Annotated in this window: 16 protein-coding genes; 10 read left to right on the top strand and 6 right to left on the bottom strand. The window is 72.3% G+C overall.

Going from position 1 to position 21,427, the window contains the following annotated elements; all coding sequences use genetic code 11:
* From fxsA to ACFVH0_RS27255, 4 genes are all read right to left on the bottom strand, one after another.
* Positions 1-588, bottom strand: a 588-nt coding sequence (gene fxsA, locus ACFVH0_RS27270) for an FxsA family membrane protein (protein WP_385824309.1), incomplete at its 3' end; no start/stop codon positions are given.
* Between the two features lie 99 nt (positions 589-687).
* On the bottom strand, positions 688-1,455 hold the full coding sequence (locus tag ACFVH0_RS27265) for a polyprenol monophosphomannose synthase (protein WP_385824307.1): 768 nt from the start codon (positions 1,453-1,455) through the stop codon (positions 688-690).
* Positions 1,456-2,006: 551 nt separating this feature from the next.
* Positions 2,007-3,653, bottom strand: coding sequence for an amidohydrolase (locus ACFVH0_RS27260; RefSeq protein ID WP_385824305.1), 1,647 nt, complete (start codon positions 3,651-3,653; stop codon positions 2,007-2,009).
* Positions 3,654-3,699: 46 nt separating this feature from the next.
* The gene (locus tag ACFVH0_RS27255) at positions 3,700-4,140 is read right to left on the bottom strand and encodes an Lrp/AsnC family transcriptional regulator (protein ID WP_385824303.1); all 441 of its coding nucleotides are present in this window, start codon (positions 4,138-4,140) and stop codon (positions 3,700-3,702) included.
* Between the two features lie 204 nt (positions 4,141-4,344).
* On the opposite strand from ACFVH0_RS27255, the gene ACFVH0_RS27250 reads away from it, so the two are divergent.
* Both ACFVH0_RS27250 and ACFVH0_RS27245 read left to right on the top strand, forming a co-directional pair.
* Entirely contained in the window at positions 4,345-4,752 is a 408-nt protein-coding gene (locus ACFVH0_RS27250) for a hypothetical protein (protein WP_385824301.1), read from the top strand.
* A gap of 178 nt (positions 4,753-4,930) precedes the next feature.
* Positions 4,931-5,218, top strand: a complete 288-nt coding sequence (locus ACFVH0_RS27245) for a hypothetical protein (RefSeq protein WP_385824299.1) — start codon at positions 4,931-4,933, stop codon at positions 5,216-5,218.
* On the opposite strand, the gene ACFVH0_RS27240 is transcribed toward ACFVH0_RS27245, so the two are convergent.
* Positions 5,181-6,353 (bottom strand): acyl-CoA dehydrogenase family protein, encoded by a 1,173-nt coding sequence (locus ACFVH0_RS27240; protein ID WP_385824297.1) that lies wholly within the window; start codon positions 6,351-6,353, stop codon positions 5,181-5,183. The genes ACFVH0_RS27245 and ACFVH0_RS27240 overlap by 38 nt on opposite strands.
* Before the next feature lie 373 nt (positions 6,354-6,726).
* On the opposite strand from ACFVH0_RS27240, the gene ACFVH0_RS27235 reads away from it, so the two are divergent.
* The 3 genes from ACFVH0_RS27235 (at position 6,727) to ACFVH0_RS27225 (ending at position 12,754) form a co-directional block, all read left to right on the top strand.
* On the top strand, positions 6,727-8,001 hold the full coding sequence (locus ACFVH0_RS27235) for a glycoside hydrolase family 18 protein (protein WP_385824295.1): 1,275 nt from the start codon (positions 6,727-6,729) through the stop codon (positions 7,999-8,001).
* Between the two features lie 215 nt (positions 8,002-8,216).
* Positions 8,217-11,546, top strand: coding sequence for a right-handed parallel beta-helix repeat-containing protein (locus tag ACFVH0_RS27230; protein WP_385824293.1), 3,330 nt, complete (start codon positions 8,217-8,219; stop codon positions 11,544-11,546).
* Positions 11,543-12,754: a S8 family serine peptidase gene (locus ACFVH0_RS27225; protein WP_385824291.1), complete on the top strand. Its 1,212-nt coding sequence runs from the start codon at positions 11,543-11,545 to the stop codon at positions 12,752-12,754. Before ACFVH0_RS27230 ends, ACFVH0_RS27225 begins: the two co-directional genes overlap by 4 nt.
* A gap of 61 nt (positions 12,755-12,815) precedes the next feature.
* Here ACFVH0_RS27225 and eccCa read toward each other — a convergent pair whose 3' ends face one another.
* Positions 12,816-16,748, bottom strand: coding sequence for a type VII secretion protein EccCa (eccCa, locus tag ACFVH0_RS27220; RefSeq protein ID WP_385824314.1), 3,933 nt, complete (start codon positions 16,746-16,748; stop codon positions 12,816-12,818).
* Positions 16,749-17,046: 298 nt separating this feature from the next.
* On the opposite strand from eccCa, the gene eccD reads away from it, so the two are divergent.
* The 5 genes from eccD to ACFVH0_RS27195 all read left to right on the top strand — a co-directional run bounded on the left by eccD (position 17,047) and on the right by ACFVH0_RS27195 (position 21,383).
* Positions 17,047-18,447 carry a type VII secretion integral membrane protein EccD gene (gene eccD / locus ACFVH0_RS27215; RefSeq protein WP_385824311.1) on the top strand — a complete coding sequence of 467 codons (1,401 nt, stop codon included), beginning with the start codon at positions 17,047-17,049 and terminating at the stop codon, positions 18,445-18,447.
* A 17-nt stretch (positions 18,448-18,464) separates the two neighbouring features.
* Complete coding sequence (gene eccB / locus ACFVH0_RS27210; RefSeq protein WP_385824289.1) at positions 18,465-20,024, top strand: type VII secretion protein EccB; 1,560 nt, start codon at positions 18,465-18,467, stop codon at positions 20,022-20,024.
* A 103-nt stretch (positions 20,025-20,127) separates the two neighbouring features.
* Positions 20,128-20,493, top strand: coding sequence for a hypothetical protein (locus ACFVH0_RS27205; RefSeq protein WP_385824287.1), 366 nt, complete (start codon positions 20,128-20,130; stop codon positions 20,491-20,493).
* Between the two features lie 109 nt (positions 20,494-20,602).
* Positions 20,603-20,926 carry a WXG100 family type VII secretion target gene (locus tag ACFVH0_RS27200; protein ID WP_124718956.1) on the top strand — a complete coding sequence of 108 codons (324 nt, stop codon included), beginning with the start codon at positions 20,603-20,605 and terminating at the stop codon, positions 20,924-20,926.
* A gap of 13 nt (positions 20,927-20,939) precedes the next feature.
* The gene (locus tag ACFVH0_RS27195) at positions 20,940-21,383 is read left to right on the top strand and encodes a type VII secretion system-associated protein (RefSeq protein ID WP_385824285.1); all 444 of its coding nucleotides are present in this window, start codon (positions 20,940-20,942) and stop codon (positions 21,381-21,383) included.
* Positions 21,384-21,427 lie beyond the last annotated feature (44 nt).

Raw genomic sequence — 21,427 nt, 5'->3', positions numbered from 1 at the left:
GGGAGTCAGCGGCGGCCGGGGGCCCTCGTCGGGGCGCGCACCCGGCTGTGCGCCGTCCTCGCGGATGACCTCACCCTGGACGATCTTTCCGTCCGGCCGGTGAATACGGGCCTGCTGGAAGGCGTCGGAGAGGCTGCCGGGGGTCGCGGCGCGCATCCGGCGCTCCAGCGAACGCTCCGCGTACCGGCCGAGCCGGGAACGGACCGGCGGCACCAGCAGCAGGAGCCCCGCCACGTCCGAGATGATCCCCGGGATGATCAGCAGCAGTCCGCCGAGCATCAGGAAGCCGTTGCCCCTGCCGCCCGAACCGGTGGCCGGCGGGTCGGCGGCGGCGCCGGGCTGCCCCGGCATCTGCTGGAGCGTCTCGGTGAGATTGCGGAAGGCCCGGCGGCCGGCCCGCTTCATCACGGCGGCACCGAGGACGATCCCCGCCACCAGGAGCAGCAGCACGGTGAACCCGCCCGCCGCGTCGGCCACGACGGTGAGCAGCCAGATCTCCAGCACCGCCCAGGCGGCGATGGCGAGGGGGACGAAGGTACGGGCGCGAGAGCGCTTGGGGGCGGTCGGGGGCGGTGTGCCGGTCGTCATGGTCCCCAGTGTGCCCGTACGGGCGTCCGAACGGCGCAAGGGGGTGATCACCGGCGGGCGGACCCGATGCCCGCCGCCGGTCGCGGCGGGCGCGGTGGATCAGAGCGCCTTGCGGCCCAGGACCCGGTTCGTACGGGAGGTGACGCCCCAGGAGGTGACCCGCCAGAGCGCCTCGACCAGGATGTCGCGGCTCATCTTCGAGTCGCCGATCTCGCGGTCGACGAAGGTGATCGGGACCTCGACGACGTGGTAGCCGGCCTCGACGGCGCGGCGGGCCAGGTCGACCTGGAAGCAGTAGCCCTGCGAGGCGACCTGGTCGAGGCCGATGCCGTCCAGGGTCTCGGCGCGGAAGGCCCGGTAACCGCCGGTGACGTCCCTGGTCCGCAGCCCGAGGAGGAGCCGGGAGTAGGTGCTGCCGCCGCGGGAGATCATTTCGCGGGACTTGGGCCAGTTGACCACGCGCCCGCCCGGCACCCAGCGTGATCCGAGCACCAGGTCGGCGCCCTTGAGCGCGGTGAGCAGCCTGGGCAGTTCCTCGGGCTGGTGGGAGCCGTCGGCGTCCATCTCCACCAGCACGCCGTAGCCGTGCTCGGTGCCCCAGCGGAAGCCCGCGAGATACGCCGCGCCCAGCCCTTCCTTGCCCTTGCGGTGCAGCACCTGGACCTGGCTGTCCTCGGCGGCGATCTCGTCGGCGACCTTGCCGGTGCCGTCCGGGCTGTTGTCGTCGGCGACCAGGATGTCGGCGTCCGGCACGGCGGCACGTACCCGGCTGACGATCGGCTTGATGTTCTCCGCCTCGTTGTAGGTCGGAATGATCACCAGGATTCTGCCGAGCGGGCCGTACCGCCGCTGACCGCCGTCGTTCACTTACTGCCCCTTAAGTCCGTACGCAGATGCACACCATATCCAGCGCGCCGGGGCCGGTCTCCGACGCGGTCGGGCGGTGCGGGGCGCCGCCGGGGACAGAAGGCCGGAAGTGCGGACAGAAACATGGGTACGAGCACGGACGGGAACTACGGATGGGGGCCCGGCGCCCTTCGGGCCGACCTGGGACCCGCTGGCTGCGGGTCGACCTAGAGCCGTTGTCTACTGAACGTCCGGGCCCCACCCGGGTCGCACCGCCGTCCGGCTGAAACCTTCCCTCGCCCCCGAGGCGCGGGCGCTGAACCTGGCTGTCAGTGGTGATGCGCCGGTGCGGCACACCACCCCATGACCCAGCGGCGTTCGACGACTGCGTGGAGGTTTAACCGGTCGGACGTCCTGTGGTGGACTCGGCCGAACCTACCGGCCGGTGGGCGCGTTCTGTCAATAGCCGTCTGACCTGCAATATTTACGAAACTTGCCTGGTCAGTAGCGAAGATCCGCAGGTCGCGGCGGAACGGGGACCACCACGGGTGACGGTGCGGGACGGCCCGACGTCACTCGTTCGGCCGCTCGTAGACAGTTCGTCCGAACACCACGGTCCGCAGGCAGACCGGCAGATCGGCGCCGGGGGTGAGATCCGGCAGGCCGGGAGTGCCCGATCGGGGGTCGGTCGACCAGCGGGCGACCCGGTCGTCCGGGGCCTGGACCACCAGGTCAGAGGTCTGCCAGACCGCGTAGTCGGCCGGTGCGCCGGGCACCAGGGTGCCCGCGTCGTCCCGGCCCACGGCCCGCCAGCCGCCCCGGGTGTGGGCGGTGAAGCCCGCCCGTACGGAGATCCGGTGCTCGGACGTGCGGTGGAAGGCGGCGGCCCGTACGGTGCCCCACGGGTCGAGCGGGGTCACCGGGCTGTCGGAGCCGAAGGCGAGCGGCACACCGGCCCGCAGGAGCGCCGCGTACGGGTTGAGGGTCCTGGCCCGTTCGACGCCGAGGCGCTGGGCGTACATGCCCTCCTCGCCGCCCCAGGCGGCGTCGAAGGCCGGCTGGACGGAGGCGGTCAGCCCCAGCTCCGCGAACGCGGCCACGGTCTCGGGGGTGAGCATCTCGGCGTGCTCGACACGGTGCCTGGCGCCCCGGATCCGGGGCAGCCCGAGCGTCTCGGCGGCGGCCCTGACCCCTTCGACCACGGCGGAGAGAGCGGCGTCGCCGATGGCGTGGAAACCGGCCTGGAGCCCCGCCTCGGTGCACGCGGTGACATGGGCGGCGATCTGCGCCGCGTCCAGATGTGCGGTGCCGGTGCGTCCGGCCGGGCCGTCGGCGTACGGCTCGTGCAGGCAGGCGGTGTGCGAGCCGAGCGAGCCGTCCACGAAGAGGTCCCCGGCCGCTCCGACGGCGCCGAGTTCCCGGATCCGGCGGGCGTCCTTCTCGTCTGCGACCTGCTCGGCCCAGTAGCCGAAGACCCGCGGTCCGCGCTCGGCGGCGGCGAGCTTGAGCAGTCCGGCGAAGTCCTCCTCGTCGGAGATGTCGGGGCCGCCGCACTCGTGGACGGTGCCGATGCCGAGCGACGCGGCGTGCCGCAGTGCGGCGCGCTGGGCGTCGGCGCGCTGGCGCGGCGAGAGGGCGCCGTGGGCCGCGGAGCGGACCGCGTGGTGGGCGGCGCCGGTCAGCGGGGCGTCGGGGTGGTAGCCGGTCAGCCCGGTGACGCCCGGGACCAGGTCGAGCAGGGCGGTGGTGACGACCGCGGAGTGCACATCGATCCGGGGCAGGTAGACCGGGCGTCCGCCGGCCGCCGCGTCCAGCTCACCGCGCGACGGGGGGCGCTGCTCCGGCCAGCGGGTGGCGTCCCAGCCGTGACCGAGGACGACCCGGTCCCCGGGGTGCGCGGTCACATGGGCGCGCAGCAGGTCCAGCGCCTCGTCGAGGGCCCGGGCACCGGACAGGTCGAGGCCGGTGAGGGCCAGGCCGGTCGATGTGGTGTGGACGTGGGCGTCGGTGAACGCGGGGGTCACCAGCGCGCCGTCGAGGTCGATCACTTCGTCGACGCCGCTCGCGAAGGCGTCGGCGGCCCCTTCCGAGCCCACCCAGGCGACATGGCCGCGTTCGACCACCATGGCGGTGGCGAAGGGGTCGGCGGGGCTGTGGACGTCTCCACCGCGCAGCAGCACGGTGCGGTGTTCGCTCTGGGGGGCGGTGCTCTCGGTCATGGGACCAGTCTCGCGCCTGTCCGCAGCCGCGCGGCCCGCGACCCCCTCAGATCCGCGGCGGCCGTGCCTCGTACGGCGTTGACAGGACGACCGTGGTGCGGGTGGAGACTCCTGCCAGCGTACGGATCCGGGTGAGCAGGTGCTCCAGCTCCAGTGGTGTCGCCACGCGCACCTTGAGGATGTAGTTCTCGTCACCCGCGACGCTGTGGCACGCCTCCAGCTCCGGGACGTCGGCCAGCCGCTCCGCGATGTCGTCCGGCGCGCTCGGGTCGAAGGGTTTCACCGAGATGAACGCGGTGAGCGGCAGGCCGACGGCCTCGGGGTCGACGACCGCGGCGTAGCCCCGGATCACCCCGCGCTGTTCCAGCCTGCGGACACGCTGATGAACCGCCGATGTGGACAGGCCCGTGGCCTTGCCCAGGTCGGTGTAGCTCATCCGCCCGTCCTTGACGAGCAACTCCACGATCTGTCGGTCCAGCTCCTCCATACGGATCAACCTATTGCCCCGGGTACCTCCAGGCACAGCGGCGGGAGCCCCGGAAAGGGCACCTGCGGCGGGCATGTGACGAATGCCACAGGTTTACGGGTCGGTAGCCGACCCCCTCGCGGTTACGGCCGATGCGCGACGGGAAGTGCTTGCTGTGGTCGAGGCCGTGTCGCCTGGTCGGCCCACCTGAGGGGGGAATTTCCCATGCAGAGCCTGAAGCTCACCGGACATACCGAACCGGATCCCGTCGAGGACTCCGCTCCTGTCGAGGACACCGCTCCCGACGCGTACGACACCTTCGAGATGTACCGGGTGATCTGCCCGGACTGCGCGCAGCCGATCGCGCTGCTGGCGGACGAGGACGTACTGCCGGAGCACGCGCTGTGCCCGACGCCGTGGAATCCGTTCGTGCTGACCGTCTGTGCCGGTACCGGCCGAGCGGCCGCGCAGTCGCGGCCCGCCGACGAGTCGTTCGACGCCCAGGAGCAGGAGACGGGCCTGCTGTTGACGCTCCCTCAGGGGCTCGACTGGAGGATGCAGCCGTTCTCGCACGCCGGCGGCCCCGGCTCGCGCCCGCTGCGGGTGCCGCAGATGCGGCGTCACGCCGCCTGACGGCCGCCTCGCACGCGACCGGCCCGGACGCCGTCCGGGCCCGCCCCGCACATCTGTGCCGCACCACGACGGCCCGGCCGACGTGGTGCCCGCGGAGATGACCGCCCGGGGACGGGGCGAACGGGCTCTCGAATCGGCCGGACAGTGACCGGGGCCCGCCCCGCACCGTTGGCCGGTCATGACCCCGCTGCATTCAACGGCCGGTCCCGGCCGCCGCCGTCTCGCCGCCCCCATCGCCGAAGAATCGGTTCCGCAGCCCATGGCTCCCCGGTCGCTGCCGCGACCGGTGCCGCACTCCGCCGATCCGCCCATCTACCGGGCGCTGCTGCGTCGCTGGGAGAGCGCGGACCGGACCCTGCCGGGCCGCCATGACCAGGAGTGGAACCGGATCATGACGACGCCCGTGTGGTCGGACCGGCCGCTGCGGGTCAGCGCGTCTCAGGACCGGCGAGGTGGCGCGCGATGACCATCCGCTGGATCTGATTGGTGCCCTCGACGATCTGCAGCACCTTCGCCTCGCGCATCAGCCGCTCGACGGGGAAGTCCTGGGTGTAGCCGTATCCGCCGAGCACCTGGACGGCGTCCACGGTGACCCGCATGGCGAGGTCCGTGCAGAACAGCTTGGCCATGGCCGCCTGGCGCGAGAAGGCCTTGCCCTCGTCGCGCAGCCGGGCCGCCTCCAGGTAGAGCGCCCGGCCCGCCTCGATCTGGGTGGCCATGTCGGCGAGCATGAAGCGCAGGCCCTGGAAGTCCGCGATCGGGCGGCCGAACTGCTGCCGCCCGGTGGCGTAGCCGACGGCCTCGCTCAGGGCCGCCTGGGCGACGCCGATGGCGCAGGCCGCGATGCCCAGGCGCCCGGAGTCGAGTGCGGACAGGGCGATCGCGAAGCCCTGGCCCTCGTCGCCGATCCGGCGCGTGTCACAGACCCGCACGCCGTCGAAGTTCAGCTGGGCGGTGGGCGAGCCCTTCATGCCCATCTTCTTCTCGGGGGCGGCCGCGTTGAGCCCCTCGGCGTCGCCGGGAACCAGGAACGCGGTGATGCCGCGGGGGCCCTCGACGCCGGTGCGGGCCAGGACCGTGTAGAAGTCGGCGATACCGCCGTGGGTGATCCACGCCTTGGTGCCGGTGATGACCCAGTCGTCGCCGTCGCGTACGGCCTTCGTGCGCAGCGAGGCGGCGTCGGAGCCGGAGGCGGGTTCGGACAGGCAGTAGGCGCCCAGCAGGCCGCCTCCCAGCATCGCCGGGAGGTGTTCGGTCCGCTGCTCCTTGGTGCCGTATCCGGCGACCGCGTGACAGGCCAGGGAGTGGACACTGACGCCGAGGCCGACGGTCAGCCGGGCCGCCGCGAGCTCTTCGAGGACCTGCAGGTAGACCTCGTACGGCTGGTCGCCGCCGCCATGGGCGGAGTCGTAGGGCAGTCCCAGCAGTCCGGATTCGGAGAGCAGCGAGAAGACCTCGCGCGGGAACCGGCCCGCCTCCTCCTCCTGAGCCGCCCGGGGCGCGATCTCTCGCTGGGCGATGTCGCGGACGAGCGCGACGAGCTCCCTGGACTCCTCGGTGGGCAGACGGCGTTCCACCAAATACGGGGCACGGTCGGACATGACGGCGCTCTCCTCCCTGTCGGGCGTTGCGGCGGTCGCGCGCGAGGGGTGTGGGCGGCGCCGCCGGGGGCTTCCGGGCCGGGCCCGGAGAAGCACTGCTACCCAGCCGACGCCGGCCCCCTCGGATTACGAGAGCTGCTGGCCAGCGGCTGTGGCGGCTTGAGTATGCCCGATCGGACGATATCCGTCACGGGGTCACCGGGCGACTCGGCGCCGGGAACGACGGTCACCGGAAATGGTCCGAACCATTGACCTCACTGGTCTAGTCCATCTACGGTTCCCGGCGAACGGCCTTTGCACGTTCATGCCAAATCCATGCAATGGCCGACTGCCTGCCCCCACAAGCAAGTTCCCTCCCCCACGAGGAGACAAGATGTTCGGACCGCATCGTCCCCGCGCCCGCTTCCGGGCGCTCGCCGCAGCCGCCTGTACCGCCGCCCTCGGCGCCACCCTGCTGGGTGTCGCGGGCTCCGCGTCGGCCGGCACTCCCCCCACCGACACGCGGGCAGCGGCCCCCGCGTCCGCCGACGCGACCCCCACAGCGGCCGGCGACAAGGTGGTCGGGTACTTCACCAACTGGGGTGTGTACCAGCGCAATTACCACGTGAAGAACATCGAGACCTCGGGCTCGGCCGACAAGCTCACGCACATCAACTACGCCTTCGGTAACGTCCAGGGCGGCAAGTGCACCATCGGTGACTCCTACGCCGACTACGAGAAGGCGTACACCGCCGACCAGTCCGTCGACGGTGTGGCGGACACCTGGGACCAGGATCTGCGCGGCAACTTCAACCAGCTGCGCAAGCTGAAGAAGCTGCACCCGGACCTGAAGGTCATCTGGTCGTTCGGCGGCTGGACCTGGTCGGGCGGCTTCGGTGAGGCGGCGAAGAATCCGGCCGCGTTCGCCGAGTCCTGCTACAACCTGGTGGAGGACCCGCGTTGGGCCGATGTCTTCGACGGCATCGACATCGACTGGGAGTACCCCAACGCCTGCGGCCTGACCTGTGACACCAGCGGACGCGAGGCGTACGGCAACCTGCTCGGCGCCCTGCGCGCCAAGTTCGGCACGGACAACCTGGTCACCTCGGCGATCTCCGCCGACGGCTCCGAGGGCGGCAAGATCGACGCGGTCGACTACGGCGGCGCGGCGAAGTACGTCGACTGGTACAACCCGATGACATACGACTTCTTCGGCGCCTGGGACGCCAAGGGCCCGACCGCCCCGCACTCCCCGCTGACCGCGTACGAGGGCATCCCGAAGGAGGGCTTCAACAGCGAGGCCGCCATCGACAAGCTGAAGGCCCAGGGCGTCCCCGCCGCCAAGATGCTGCTCGGCATCGGCTTCTACGGCCGCGGCTGGACCGGTGTCACCCAGGACGCCCCCGGCGGCACCGCCACCGGAGCCGCCCCCGGCACCTACGAGGCCGGCATCGAGGACTACAAGGTCCTCAAGAACAGCTGTCCCGCCACCGGCACCGTCGCCGGCACCGCGTACGCCCACTGCGGCACCAACTGGTGGAGCTACGACACCCCCGCCACCATCTCCACCAAGATGGACTACAAGAACCAGCAGGGGCTCGGCGGCACCTTCTTCTGGGAGCTCAGCGGTGACACCACCGACGGCGAGCTGATCAAGGCGATCAAGTAGTCACGGAACACCGGGACGGGGCGGCGGGCCGATCGGCCTCCCGCCCCGTTTCGCCCGTGATGAGGTGATCCGCCCGGGGGTCGACGTGCCGTGGTTCACGCGCCGTTCCCGCTCCGGCCGAAGCTCTCGCGGTTCACTCCGGCATGATGGAGCCGCACCCGCTCCGACAATGTGTTCCCAGGACCGCGGTGTGGCCCCAAGGAGGAGGATTCCGCTTGTCACGCCAGGTTCTGACGGTCTGTCCCGAGCGGCCCGACGGCTTTCGAACGATCGGTGAGGCGCTCGCCAGGGCGCGCAACGGCGCCGTGATCAGCGTCCGTTCCGGCACCTACGCCGAGAGTCTGGTCATCACCGTCCCCGTCACCGTCGTCGCCGAACAGTCCCGCGGCAGCGTCGAGATATGCCCGCCCCACGGCAGCGCCGTGGTGCTCCAGGCCGAGGCCGTGATGCTCACCGATCTGGTGCTGCGCGGCCGCGACGAGGAGCTGCCGGTGGTGGACGCGCCGCGCGGCCAGATCGCGATGGACGGCTGCGACATCACCGGTGGCTCGTGGACCGCCCTGCTGGCCCGCGGGTCCGGTTCGGTGGCACTGCGGGACTGCCGGGTGAGCAATCCGCGCGGCGCCGGTGTGGTGGTGACCTCGGCGGTGGAGAGTTCCGCCGAGTCCTGCACGGTCGAGCACCTGGGCACCTCGGGCGTGGTGATCGGCGAACGCGGCCGGATCACGCTGCGTGGCTGCACCATCCGCGACGCCCGCGCCAACGGGGTCCTCGCCAACGGCGAGGGACAGGGCTCGGTGGAGGAGTGCGACATCTCCTCCACCGACAAGCCGTCCATCGCGCTGGAGGAGCAGAGCACCACCCGGATCCTGCGGACCGTGGTCCACGACACCGGGGTGGGCGTCCACCTCTCCTCGTCGGCCCGGACGGTGCTGGAGGACATCCGGGTGACCGGTACCAGCGGGCCGGGCATCGTCCTGTCCGGCGGCACCGATCCGCTGCTGCGCCGGTGCCGTACCGCCCGTACGAAGGGCCCCGGCCTGCTGGTCTCGGACCGGGCCCGGGGCACCTTCGAGGACTGCTGGCTGGATTCGGCCGAGGACGCCGCGCTGCATGTGCGGGGCTCGTCCTCCCCGGTGCTGGTCGGGCTGACCGTCCGGGACAGCGCGCAGACGGGTGTGCTGCTGGAGGAGGAGTCGGTCGCCGAGCTGGACCGGCTCGAAGTGCTCGACGCGGGCGGCGCGGGCCTGCGGATACGCAGCGGCGCCAATCCGCTGGTGCGCAGGGCCAGGATCGGCGCCGCGAAGGGGCACGGCGTGGAGGTCGTCAAGGACGGCCGGGGCCGGCTGGAGGACTGCGAGATCGAACGGCCGGGCGGCGCCGGGATCCGGGTCGCCGACAACGGCAATGTCTACGTCGGCGGGGGCTCCGTGCACGGCGCCGCGCACGGCATGTCGGTGGCGGCGGGCGGCAGCGTCACCGTCCGGGACTGGGACGTCCGGGAGGCCACCGACTCGGGTGTGGTGGTCGAGGACGGCGGCGAACTGACCGCGACCCGGCTGCGGATCGCCGCCGCGGCGGGGCACGGGGTGCTGCTGGCCCAGGGCAGCCGGGGCGCGTTCACGGCCTGCGAGGCGAGCGGCTCGGGCCGGGACGGCTTCCGGGTGGAGACCACGGCCGCGGTGTCGGTGGTCAACTGCACGGCACGGAACAACGAGGGCGGCGGTCTGGTGCAGGCCCTGCCGGGCGACCGGCTGGCGGTCGAGCACCTGACCAGCGCGGAGAACGGCAAGCGGGACGCCTGGGGACTCGGCGAGGCCGAGGGCACCGATCCGGCGGGTACCGGTGCTTCCGGCGACGGCTCGGGGGCGGCGCGCGAGGACGGCCCGCTGGCCGAACTGGACGCGCTGATCGGCCTGGAGAACGTGAAGCACCAGGTGCGCACGCTGGTCAATCTGATCCAGCTCGCCCAGCGGCGGGCCCGCCTCGGTCTGCCGGCCCCGCCGATGAGCCGGCACCTGGTCTTCTCCGGGCCGCCCGGCACCGGCAAGACCACGGTCGCCCGGCTCTACGGGGCGGTCCTCGCCGAGCTGGGCGCGCTGCCGTCCGGCCATCTGGTGGAGGTGTCGCGCGCCGACCTGGTGGCGCAGATCGTCGGCGGTACGGCCATCAAGACCACCGAGACGTTCAAGCGGGCGCTGGGCGGGGTGCTGTTCGTCGACGAGGCGTACAGCCTGCTGTCGGACGGGCGGGGTTCGGGTGCCGACTTCGGCCGGGAGGCGGTCGACACGCTCCTGAAGCTGATGGAGGACCACCGCGACGACGTGGTCGTGGTAGCCGCCGGGTACGCGGACGAGATGCGGGACTTCCTCGGCTCCAACCCGGGTCTCGCCTCGCGCTTCTCCCGGACGGTCGAGTTCGAGAACTACGCGGTCCCCGAACTCGTCGCGATCATCGAGAGCATGTGCGCCCAGCACCGCTACGAGCTCGACGAGTCGACGCTCGGCGCCCTCGCCACGCACTTCGAGCGGATGCCCAGGGACGCCGGCTTCGGCAACGGCCGGGCCGCCCGGCAGGTGTTCGAGGAGATGGTGGACCGTCAGGCGTACCGGCTGGCCGCGCTCCCCGACGCCGACGAGCAGGACCTCACCCGGCTGCTGCCCGAGGACGTCGGCGAGGAGGCCGCGGCCGCGGAGTCCGGCCGGCCGGCCGACGGCGGGGCGGAGAGCGACCCGCTGGCCCGGCTCGGGGACATGGTGGGTCTGGCCGCCGTCAAGCGAGATGTCACCGACCTGGTCAATCTGCTGGCCACCGCGAAGAAGCGGGAGGCGGCCGGGCTGCCCGCGCCGCGGATCAGCCACCATCTGGTCTTCACCGGGCCGCCCGGCACCGGCAAGACCACGGTCGCCCGGCTCTACGGCGAGCTGCTGAAGTCGCTCGGGGTGCTGCCGCGCGGCCAGCTCGTCGAGGTGGCCAGAGCGGACCTGGTCGGCCGGTATGTGGGACACACCGCCCAGCTCACCCGGGAGGTGTTCGACCGGGCCAGGGGTGGGGTGCTGTTCGTCGACGAGGCGTACACACTGACCCCGGAAGGGTCCTCGGGCAGCAGCGACTTCGGGCGCGAGGCGGTGGACACGCTGCTGAAGCTGATGGAGGACCACCGCGACGAGGTGGTGGTGATCGTCGCGGGCTACACCGGTGAGATGGAGCGCTTCCTGGCGTCCAACCCCGGTCTGTCGTCGCGGTTCTCCCGGCGGGTGGAGTTCGCCGACTACTCCTCGGACGAGCTGGTCACCATCGTCCGCCAGCACGCGGCCGCGTCCGGCTACGAGTGCGCCGCGGGCGCCGGCGCGGTCATGCGCGAGTACTTCGACGCGCTGCCCAGGGACCGATCGTTCGGCAACGCGCGGCTGGCCCGGCAGGTCCTGGAGGGCATGATGACCCGCCAGGCGGGCCGGCTCAGCACCATGGCTGCGCCCGGTCTGGACGATCTGCGGCTGCTGCTCCCGGAGGACGTCGTACGCCCGCAGGCGGTGCCGGAGTGAGGGCCGGACGCCGTGCCGGACGGGTTCCGGCCGCCGCGCTGCTGGCCGCGGCGATGGTGCTGCCGGCCGCCGGTCCCGCCGCGGCCGACGGTGAGAAGGTCAGGCTGCCGGTGATGCCCGCGCGGCTCGATGCCGGTGATCCGTGCACCGGCGGGTCGAAGGCACGGGCCACGGCGGTGCCGTGGGAGCAGCAGAACCTCCAGCTCGCCCGCACCTGGTCGTTCGGCAGGGGTGCGGGGGTGAAGGTCGCGGTGGTGGACACCGGGGTCTCGGCGCAGGCGCCGGCACTCGCGGGCCGGGTCTCGGCGGTGGGTTCCGCCGGGGCGGACTGCGTGGGCCACGGGACGTTCGTGGCCGGGCTGATCGCCGCCGCGCCCGCGAAGAACGTGCGGGTCGCCGGGGTGGCCCAGGAGTCCCGGATCATCGCGGTGCGGGGCACCGACGAGCGCGGGGCGGCGACCGCGGCCTCGGTCGCCGCCGGTATCCGGGCGGCCGCCGACGCGGGCGCGAAGGTCATCCAGGTCTCCCCCGCACTGGCCGCCGACTCGGCCGGGCTCGCTTCGGCGGTGAAGTACGCGGCCTCCCACGACGCGCTGATCGTGGCCGCCGCGACCCCCGACCCGGCGCGTTCGTCGCCGGGCCGGGAGCCCGAGCCGCCGCGCGACTACTGGCCCGCTTCGGCGCCGGGGGTCCTCTCCGTCATCGACATGGACGCGCGGGGCACCCGCCCGGACGGCGCGCCGGCCACCCGTGGCGCGGACCTCGCCGCCCCCGGTGACGGGGTCGTGGGCGTGGGGCCGCGCGGGACGGGGCACTTCATCGGGTCGGGGGCGTCGTTCGCCGCCGCGTACGCGGCGGGCACGGCCGCGCTGGTGCGGTCGGCGCATCCGGAGCTGTCGGCCGCGCAGACGGCGCACCGGCTGACCCGTACCGCCTATCCGGCGGACGTGCCGCGGCTGGACCCGTACGCCGCCGTCACCTCCGTGCCCGATCCGGTGAAGCGCACGCGGGCCGTGCGGGACGACTCGGTGGTGATGCCGCCGGGCAACGGCAGCGGGGGTGCCACCCGCAGGGCGGCGTGGATCGCGGTGGGAGGCGGCTCTCTCGCGCTGCTGGTCGCGTGGGCGGCGCTGGTCGCACCCCGCGGCCGCGCACGCGGCTGGCGTCCGGCGGACCGCCGCCCGGTGGCCGGCGCGACGGGCGACTGACCGGTCGCGGAAACGCGAAGGGCCCCGGGGTGCGCGCACCCCGGGGCCCTTGCCGTGTCACTCAGGCCCCGGCCTCCTCCGCCAGTGCGGTCTGCACGAGGGTGGCCTTGCGCCGGACGATGTACTGGGCCCGGCCCGGCGGCAGGTTGCGCGGCTTCACATTGCCGAACACATAGCCCTCGGACGGCGGGCAGGACAGCAGCATGCCGGGCGTGTTGACCTCGTCCAGGCGGCGCAGCAACTGGTCGTTGAGGCCGCGGCCGGAGCCCGTGGCCGACCGTACCGCCACCACGTGCAGCCCGACCTCGTAGCCGAGCGCGAGGTGGTCCAGGAGCGGGGCGAACGGGTGGTCGTAGGAGCCGGTGCCGCTGACCATGTCGTAGTCGTCGACCAGGACGAACAGCCGGGGCCCGGTCCACCAGTCGCACTGCCGCATCCGGGACGGGGCGATGTCCGGGCCGGGGAGCCTGGTCTTGATGGCGCGGGCGGCGCCGCCGACCAGTTCGCGCAGGGCGTCGACCGCGACGACGTGTCCGAGGCGGTACTCCTCGGGCACGGCGTCGACCAGTTCACGGCGGTAGTCCACCACCAGGATGCGGGCCTCGGCCGAGGTGTACCGGGCGGTGATGGAACGGACCAGCAGGCGCAGCAGATTGGTCTTGCCGCTCTCGCTGTCGCCGATGCCGATCAGGTGCGGGGTGCGCCCGAAGTCGTGCCAGACCGGCGAGAGGGTCTCCTCGTCCAGGCCGATCGGGACGCGCAGCCCCTCGGTGCGCTCCGGCTCCGGGAGTTCGGCGGCCGGGAGGCGGTGCGGCAGCATCCGTACCGGCGGGGCCGGTGGTCCCTGCCAGTGTTCGGCGATCCGGTCCACCAGGTCGGCGACGCCCTCGGCGAGGTCGTCGGCGCTGTCGCTGCCGTCGATGCGGGGCAGGGCGGTCAGGAAGTGGAGCTTGCCCTCCATGGTGAGTCCGCGCCCGGCGCCGCGCGGCACGGTGGCCGCCTTGCGGATGTCGATCATCGAGTCCATCGGGTCACCGAGCTTGAGCTCCAGCCGGGTCAGCGACTGGTCGCGGACCTGGGCGGGGAGCTCGATCCAGCGGGCGGTGGTGACGACCAGGTGGACGCCGTAGTTGAGGCCGCGGGACGCGATCTGGTGGAAGGTGGGGATCAGTGAGTCGAAGTCCTGCTTGACCGTGGCCCAGCCGTCCACGACCAGGAAGACGTCGCCGTGCGGTTCCTCGGGAAACTCCCCGGCGGCGCGGCGGCGCCGGTAGGAGGCCATCGAGTCGATGCCCCGGTCCTGGAAGAACTGCTCGCGTTCGTTGAGCACGGCGGTCACCTCGGCCACCGTACGGCTGATGCGTTCGGTGTCGAGCCGGCCCGCGACACCGCCGACGTGCGGCAGCCGGGACAGCGCGGAGAGCGCGCCGCCGCCGAAGTCCAGGCAGTAGAACTGCACTTCGCGCGGGGTGTGGGTGAGGGCCAGAGCGCTGATCAGGGTCCGTACGACGGTCGACTTGCCGCTCTGCGAACCGCCCGCGACCGCGACATGGCCGCCGGCGGCGGAGAGGTCCACCGTCAGCGGGTCGCGGCGCTGCTCGAACGGCATGTCCACGAGCCCCAGCGGCACCTTGAGCCTGCCCGGCCCCGAGGTGCCCGCCGGGGTGAGGCCCCGTTCCGGGTCGGGCCCGGGCGAGGGCAGCAGCAGGTCGAGGGCGGGCGGCAGGTCCAGCGGCGGCAGCCATACCTGGTGGGCGGCCGGTCCGGAGCCGCGCAGCCGGTCCAGGGCGACGGAGAGCAGCGTGTCGCCGGTGTCGGGCTCCTCGGCCGAGGCGGCCGGCTCGGGGTCGGGGGTACGGGCGGGGGCCCGGGGCACGACCCAGTCGGTGGTCCAGGGCATCACCTGGCTGGCGACCCTGGCCTGCACGGCCGCGCCGCGCCGCTTGCGGTAGGGGCCGGAGACGTACGCCGCCCGGAAGCGGGTCAGCGCATCGACGCCGCTCTTGAGGAAGCCGCTGCCGGGCTGGGAGGGCAGCTGGTAGGCATCGGGCACACCGAGCACACCGCGCGACTCCATCGCGGAGAAGGTGCGCAGCCCCACCCGGTAGGAGAGGTGGCTCTCCAGCTGGTGCATGCGGCCCTCGTCCAGCCGCTGGGAGGCGAGCAGCAGATGGACCCCGAGTGAACGTCCGAGCCGTCCGATCATCACGAACAGGTCCATGAACTCGCGGTGCGCGGAGAGCAGTTCGCTGAACTCGTCGACGACGACGAAGAGGCTGGGGAGCGGTTCGAGGTCGGCCCCGGCCGCGCGGGCCTTCTCGTACTCCAGCGCGGAGGTGTGGTTTCCGGCGCTGCGCAACAGCTCCTGACGGCGGACGAGTTCGCCGTGCAGGGCGTCCTGCATGCGTTCCACGAGGGCGACTTCGTCGGCCAGGTTGGTGATCACCGCGGAGGTGTGCGGGAGTTCGTCGAGGCCGAGGAAGGTGGCGCCGCCCTTGAAGTCCACCAGGATGAAGTTGAGTGTTTCGGAAGAGTTCGTGAGGGCGAGGCCGAGCACAAGGGTGCGCAGCAGCTCGCTCTTGCCCGATCCGGTGGCACCGATCAGCATGCCGTGCGGGCCCATGCCGCCCTGCGCGGACTCCTTGATGTCCAGTTCCACCGGGATTCCGTCGGCGCCGACGGCGACCGGGACGCGCAGCCGGGCCGCGCCGGTGGAGCGTTCCCAGAGGGTGGCCGGCTCGTGCCGGTACAGGTCGGGGATGCCGAGCAGGGTGGTGAGTTCGACGTCGGTGTCCAGCGGCTGGGCGGCGTCCGCCGAGAGGCTCATCCGGTACGGCGCGAGCAGCCTGGCCAGCGCTTCCGCGGCGGCCGGGCCCATGGCGTCGGGGCGGCCGAGGAGAGTGGTCTGCTCCTTGCGGCTGCGGTCGGTGCGAACGAGGTTCAGGGCGTCGGGCCGCACGTCGAGTCGCAGGGTGGTGCGGCCGGGGCGCCAGCTGAGGGCACCGGACAGGTCGAGCACGACGACGTTGCGCAGTCCGGGGCCGTCCAGGCGGTGGCCGGTGGGCACGGTGGTGCCGTCGACGACGATCACGGTGAACGGTTCGTCGCGGCCGGGCACGGCCTCGGGGTCGAAGACGGGCCGCTCGCAGAATTCGGCGCCGAGCAGTTCCTCCAGGTCACGGAAGGCGGAGGTGACCAGGCGGGAGGGGCCGGCGCCGTCCTGCTCCTGGGCGTGCTGGCTGTGCGGGAGCCACTTGACCCATTCCCATTCGGCACGCCGCTCGTCGGCGACGCACAGGGCGATCCACAGCTCCTCCGGCGGGTGGAAGAAGGCGAGCTGGGACAGGACCGCGCGGACGGTGTCCCGTACGGCCCGGTCGTCGCCGCGGAACAGGATCCGGGTCCAGGACCGCAGATAGAGGCCGGTGGGCTGGTCGGGGACGACCCCGTACGCCTTGATGAAGCGGCGCAGCGCGTGGGCGCAGAGCGGTTCGAGGTCCTCGACCGGCTTGGTCGCCGTCGGGGTGAGGCGCAGCGCGAGCTGCTGGTCGCCGACGGCTATGCGCACCTCGGCGAAGTCGTCGTCGGAGACCCGGCGCTCCCACAGCCGGGTGGAGCGCACCATGGTGCGCAGCACCCGGGGTTCGGGGTGCCGCCAGGCGAGGGCTTCCTGCTGGTCGCTGACCGCCTCGTGGACGCTGCGCCGGATCTGCGACAGATAGCGCAGATAGTCGCGGCGTTCGCCGCGCAGCCGTTGTTTGCGCTCGCCGCCCTTGCGCATCATCTGGCCGATGAGCATGGCGGCCGAGGCGGTGACCATCATGCCGAGTGCCAGGTAGGTGAACACACTGCTGCCACCGCCCGGACGCATGAACATCAGCATCATGGACACCGACATCATGGCCATCGGGAGATAGGTCCAGATCGCCGAGGAGTCAGGAACCGTCTCCGGCAGGGTCGGTGGCTCCTGGAGGTTCAGCTCTCCTTCGGGCATGTCCGGGCCGCGACGGCGGGCTGGGCGGCGGAAGAGGACCACACTCAACGAACAGACTCCTTCGACGACGGCGACGGCGGGCCGCGGACGGCGGCGGGCCGCCCGCCGTGACGGGTGGACCGGACCGGGATGGGCGCACAGGAGTGCGGACCGGCGCACAAGCCGGACGGTTCCGGACCAACAGGGACTCGTGAGAGGTCCGTTGACGACGGCCCGGATGATGATCAGTAGTCTGCATCCGATCACCAAGCGCGTCCACGTCGCATCCGACAAGTCCCCGAGAACGCGAGCCCTGACCTTGACCGACAGCTCCGTGGCGGGCCTGTGCCGCCTCACCATACGTGCCCCCGAAAAGACCATCGACCTTGCGGTGCCCGCCGATGTGCCGGTGGCCGATCTCCTTCCCACCGTGTTGCGTTACGCGGGTGAGGAACTGGAGGAGAACGGCCTGGACCACAGCGGCTGGGTGCTGCAACGGCTGGGCGGACCGGCCCTGGACGACGAGGGAACGCTGGAGACCCTCGACCTCAAGGACGGCGAGGTGCTGTATCTGCGACCGCACACCGACGCCCTGCCCGAAGTGCGGCTGGACGACCTGGTCGACGGCATCGCCAGTGTGGTGCGTGACCGGCTGCACGGCTGGACCGCGGACTCCAGCAGGCGCCTGCTGCGCGCCCTGTGCGTGCTGACACTGATCGCCGGACTGGCCCTGCTGGCCTGGCCGGGCGGCCCGGCCGGGGTGCGTGCCGCCGGGGCGGGTGCGGTGGGGGCGCTGTTGCTGGCCGGGGCCGCCTCGGCGAGCCGGGCTGTGGGTGACGCGGCGGCCGCCGCGGTGCTCGGGTCGATGGCGAGCCCGTATCTGGCGCTGGCCGGCTGGCTGCTGCCGGGCGGCGATCTGGGCGGACCCGATGTGCATCAGGTGCTCGGGGCGAGGCTGTTGGCGGCGGGGGCCGCCGGGGCGGGCGGTGCGGTGCTGGGGCTCGCGCTCGCGGCGGTGTCCGTGCCGTTCTTCCTGGCGACGGCGGTGTTCTGGTGCGCCGTCGCACTGGGCGGGGCGCTGGCCGGGCCCGCCGATCTGACGATGGACGGGGCGGCGACGGTGCTCGCCGCGCTGGCGGTGGTGCTGGGCAGTTTCGTACCGGCCCTGGCGTTCAAGCTGGCGGGGATGCGGATGCCTTCGCTGCCGACCAACTCGCAGCAGCTCCAGGAGGGCATCGAGCCCTACGCCGGCAGCGACGTGACCACCCGCACCGAGCTGGCGAGCGGCTGGATGACCGCGCTCTACGGGGCGGCGGGCACCGTCTGCGCGGCCTCTCTCGTGGTGCTGGCCGACGATCCGAACCTGCCGGAGACGCTGACCGCCTCGGTGCTCTCGCTGCTTCTGCTGCTGCACGGGCGCGGCATGGTCAATGTGCCGCAGCGGCTGGTGCTGCTGCTGCCCGGCATCTGGGGCGTGGCGCTGCTGACGCTGGCCCTTGCCGCGTCCCTGACGCCCGATGAGCGGCCGCTGCTGGTGGCGGGTCTCGTGGCGTTCACCGCGCTGCTGGCGATCGTGTCGTGGACGGTGCCCGGGCGCCGGCTGGTGCCGTACTGGGGCCGCGCGGCCGAACTGCTGCACTCGGCGCTGGCGATCAGTCTGCTGCCGCTCGCGCTCTGGGTGCTCGGCGTCTTCGCCGCGCTCCGGGCGATCAACGGCTGACCCGGAAGGTATGCGACATGCAGTCGAAGCGTGACCAGGTCCAGGCCCACACCTTCGTGATGGGCCGGCTGACCTCGGGGATGCTGCTCGCCGACCCGGACGCCCCGGAGAGCCCGCTCGGGCGGACCACCCGCGGGGTGCTGGTCGGTGTGGTGATCACCGCGCTGGTGGCCGCCGGTTCGCTGGTGTACGGCCTCATGTCCCCCGGTGGCAACGACGCGTGGCGGGCGTCGGGGACGCTGGTGGTGAACCGGGATACCGGCGCTCGTTACGTGTACGTGGGCGGCCGGCTGCGGCCGGTGCGCAATTACGCCTCCGCGCTGCTGGTCGGCGACGGGAAGCTCAAGTCCGAGGACGTGAGCACCTCGTCGCTGAAGGGCACCGCGGTGGGTGCCCCGGTCGGGATACCGGGTGCGCCGGACTCCGTACCGGGTGTGCAGGACCTGGAGAAGGATCCGTGGCAGGTGTGCTCGGTGCTGGCGTCGGAGGCCGGTGCGGGCGCCGGGGGTTCCGGTGGTTCCACCGGCAAGGGCGGTGCGTTCACCGCGCTGGTGGCCGGTGCGCCGGTCGAGGGGCGCGGGATGGGTGCCGGGCAGGCACTGGTGGTGTCGGGGCCGGACCGGGCCCGGTATCTGGTCTGGCAGGGCAGCCGGCTGCGGCTGGACCGGAGTTCCAACGCCGCGGTGTCGCTGGGGTACGGGTCGGTGACGCCCCGGCCGGTGTCGGCCGCGTTCCTGGACGCGCTGGTGCAGGGGCCGGATCTGGTGCCGCCGGCCGTGCCCGGCCGCGGTGGGGAGGGACCGTCGTTGGGCGGGCGTCCGTCGAAGCTGGGGCAGGTGTTCCAGTCGCGCACTCCGGGGGCGGCGCGCCAGTACTACCTGCTGCGCAAGGAGGGGCTGGTTCCGCTGACGGAGACCGGGGCGGCGCTGGCCCTGGGGTCCGCCGAGACCAAGGACCGGGCGTACGGCGGTGCGGCCCCGGCCGCGGTGGTGATCGGCGCGGCCGAGGTGAAGGCGCGGCTGGCGCCCGGCGCGGAGGGCAGCGAGCCCGTGCCGGCCGGTCTGCCGGCCACGCCGCCGCGCGCCGAGGCCGTACAGGCGGGCTGGGCGGCCTGTGCCCGGGTGCGGCCCGACCAGGGGGACGGCACCCGGGTGACCGGTGCGCTGGTGCCGCTCAGCGCGCTGCCGCCGGCCTCCGCGGCGTCGCCGGAGCACATCGCCCCGGCCTGTCTGCCGGTGGACGCGACGACGGTACGTCCGGGGCACGGCGCGCTGGTCAAGGCGCTGGGCGCAGGTGGCACCGACGTCGGCTCCACCACGTACTTCGTCGCCGACGACGGGGTGAAGTACCGGCTGCTCTCCCAGGCGGCGCAGAAGGCGTTGGGGTACGACGGTGCAACCGCCCAGGCGCTCCCGTCACCGCTCCTGGCGATGCTGCCGTCCGGCCCCGACCTGAGTCCGGAAGCGGCCACGGCGGGACGCACGGCGGGCACCACGGCGCCCTCCTGTTCGCAGACGGAGGGCGACGGGAGCGGCGACAGGGGCAACGGAACATTGCCGACGGGTAAAAGAAGTTGATGGATCCTCAGGAAAAGCTCAGATGCGGACGAGGATCATTGAGCACACCACGGATCTGATCATAGGATCACGGCCATCCAGCAGTTGAGGTATGGGAGACACCGTGGCAGACGCAGGCGCTCCGGCGGCACCGGGCGGCAACCTCCAGCAGTCGAGCGAGAGCTCGACCAGGAACGGCATTCAGGCCCTTGAGGCCGCCTACAGCGGAATCCTCAAGTCCCGCCAGGATGTCGACGACACCCGCAACAACCTGAGCAAGGGCTACCAGGGCAGCGACGGCGGCCAGTACGGGGCCCTGCTGAAGCAGTGGGACGACCAGGTCAACATCATCCTCCGCAACCTGGAGGACATGGTCGACAAGCTCAACACCAGCCTGGTGGAGCACGGCAAGACGCAGGGCTCGTCCAACGATGCGATCAACCAGGCGTACAGCGCCTCGCAGAAGGCGTTCGACGACCTGATGGCGTAGGGCCCGCCCCGGACGACGGTTCGTGTCGTCCGGTCCGCCGGACGTCCGGCACCCCTCGCCGCCACCGCGGCGGGGCACTCTTCCCAGGCAGTGAAGCGAGGTCTCCCCGATGCCCGACAACCTGACCGACGGTTACATCCTGGTCGACTACGGCCACATGAACAACGCGGGCGACGACATGGTCCGCCAGACCCAGGCGATCGCCCGGACCCTCGCGTCCCTGGAGGCGGAACTCGGCGAGCTGCGCAAGACGTGGTACGGCTCCGACGCCGACACCTACCGCCAGAAGCAGGCCGCCTGGGACCAGGCGGTGCGGAACATGGAAACGCTGCTGAATTCGCACGCGGCCCTGCTGACCGATATCTCGGGCAACTACAAGTACAGCGAGAACTCGCTGTCGCAGATGTGGTCCGAGATCTCCATCGGCCGCTGAGCGGGAGCCCCCGATGGCCGATCTGACCCACCTCGACGGCAAGAGCCTCAAGTCGTTCGCCGAGAACGACGTCACGGATTTCCAGACGGCGCTGGACAAGATCCGCAAGGACGACCCCAACGGCCTCAAGGCGCTCAAGAGCATCCTCGACGGGCGTACCACCCCGGGGACGCTCCAGCAGGACCCGGCGCTGGCCATCGGTCTGATGGGGACGGACGACAGTGTGCACGGCCAGTCCCTGGTGGCGGCGGTCAAGAAGGCGGCGGGCTCCGTCGACGAGATCTTCGAGAGTCAGCAGACGCTGTTCAAGCACATCAAGAGCGATCTGCTGACGACCATCGAGAAGCTGCTCAGCACTCAGGGCAAGAGTCTCGAATCGATCGACGGTGCCGCGCTGCTCGACATCTTCTCGGATGTGGACAAGGAACTGAGCCCGACCACGAAGACCGGCACCTGACCCGCCCGCCCCCGCCGGGGGCGGTCCGCTCCGGCGATCCGCCC

The sequence above is a fragment of the Streptomyces sp. NPDC127117 genome, assembly GCF_042677325.1.
Classification (GTDB): Bacteria; Actinomycetota; Actinomycetes; order Streptomycetales; family Streptomycetaceae; genus Streptomyces.
The sequence above is the reverse complement of the archived record's forward strand: the minus strand, read 5'-3'. Positions and strand labels throughout refer to the sequence as shown.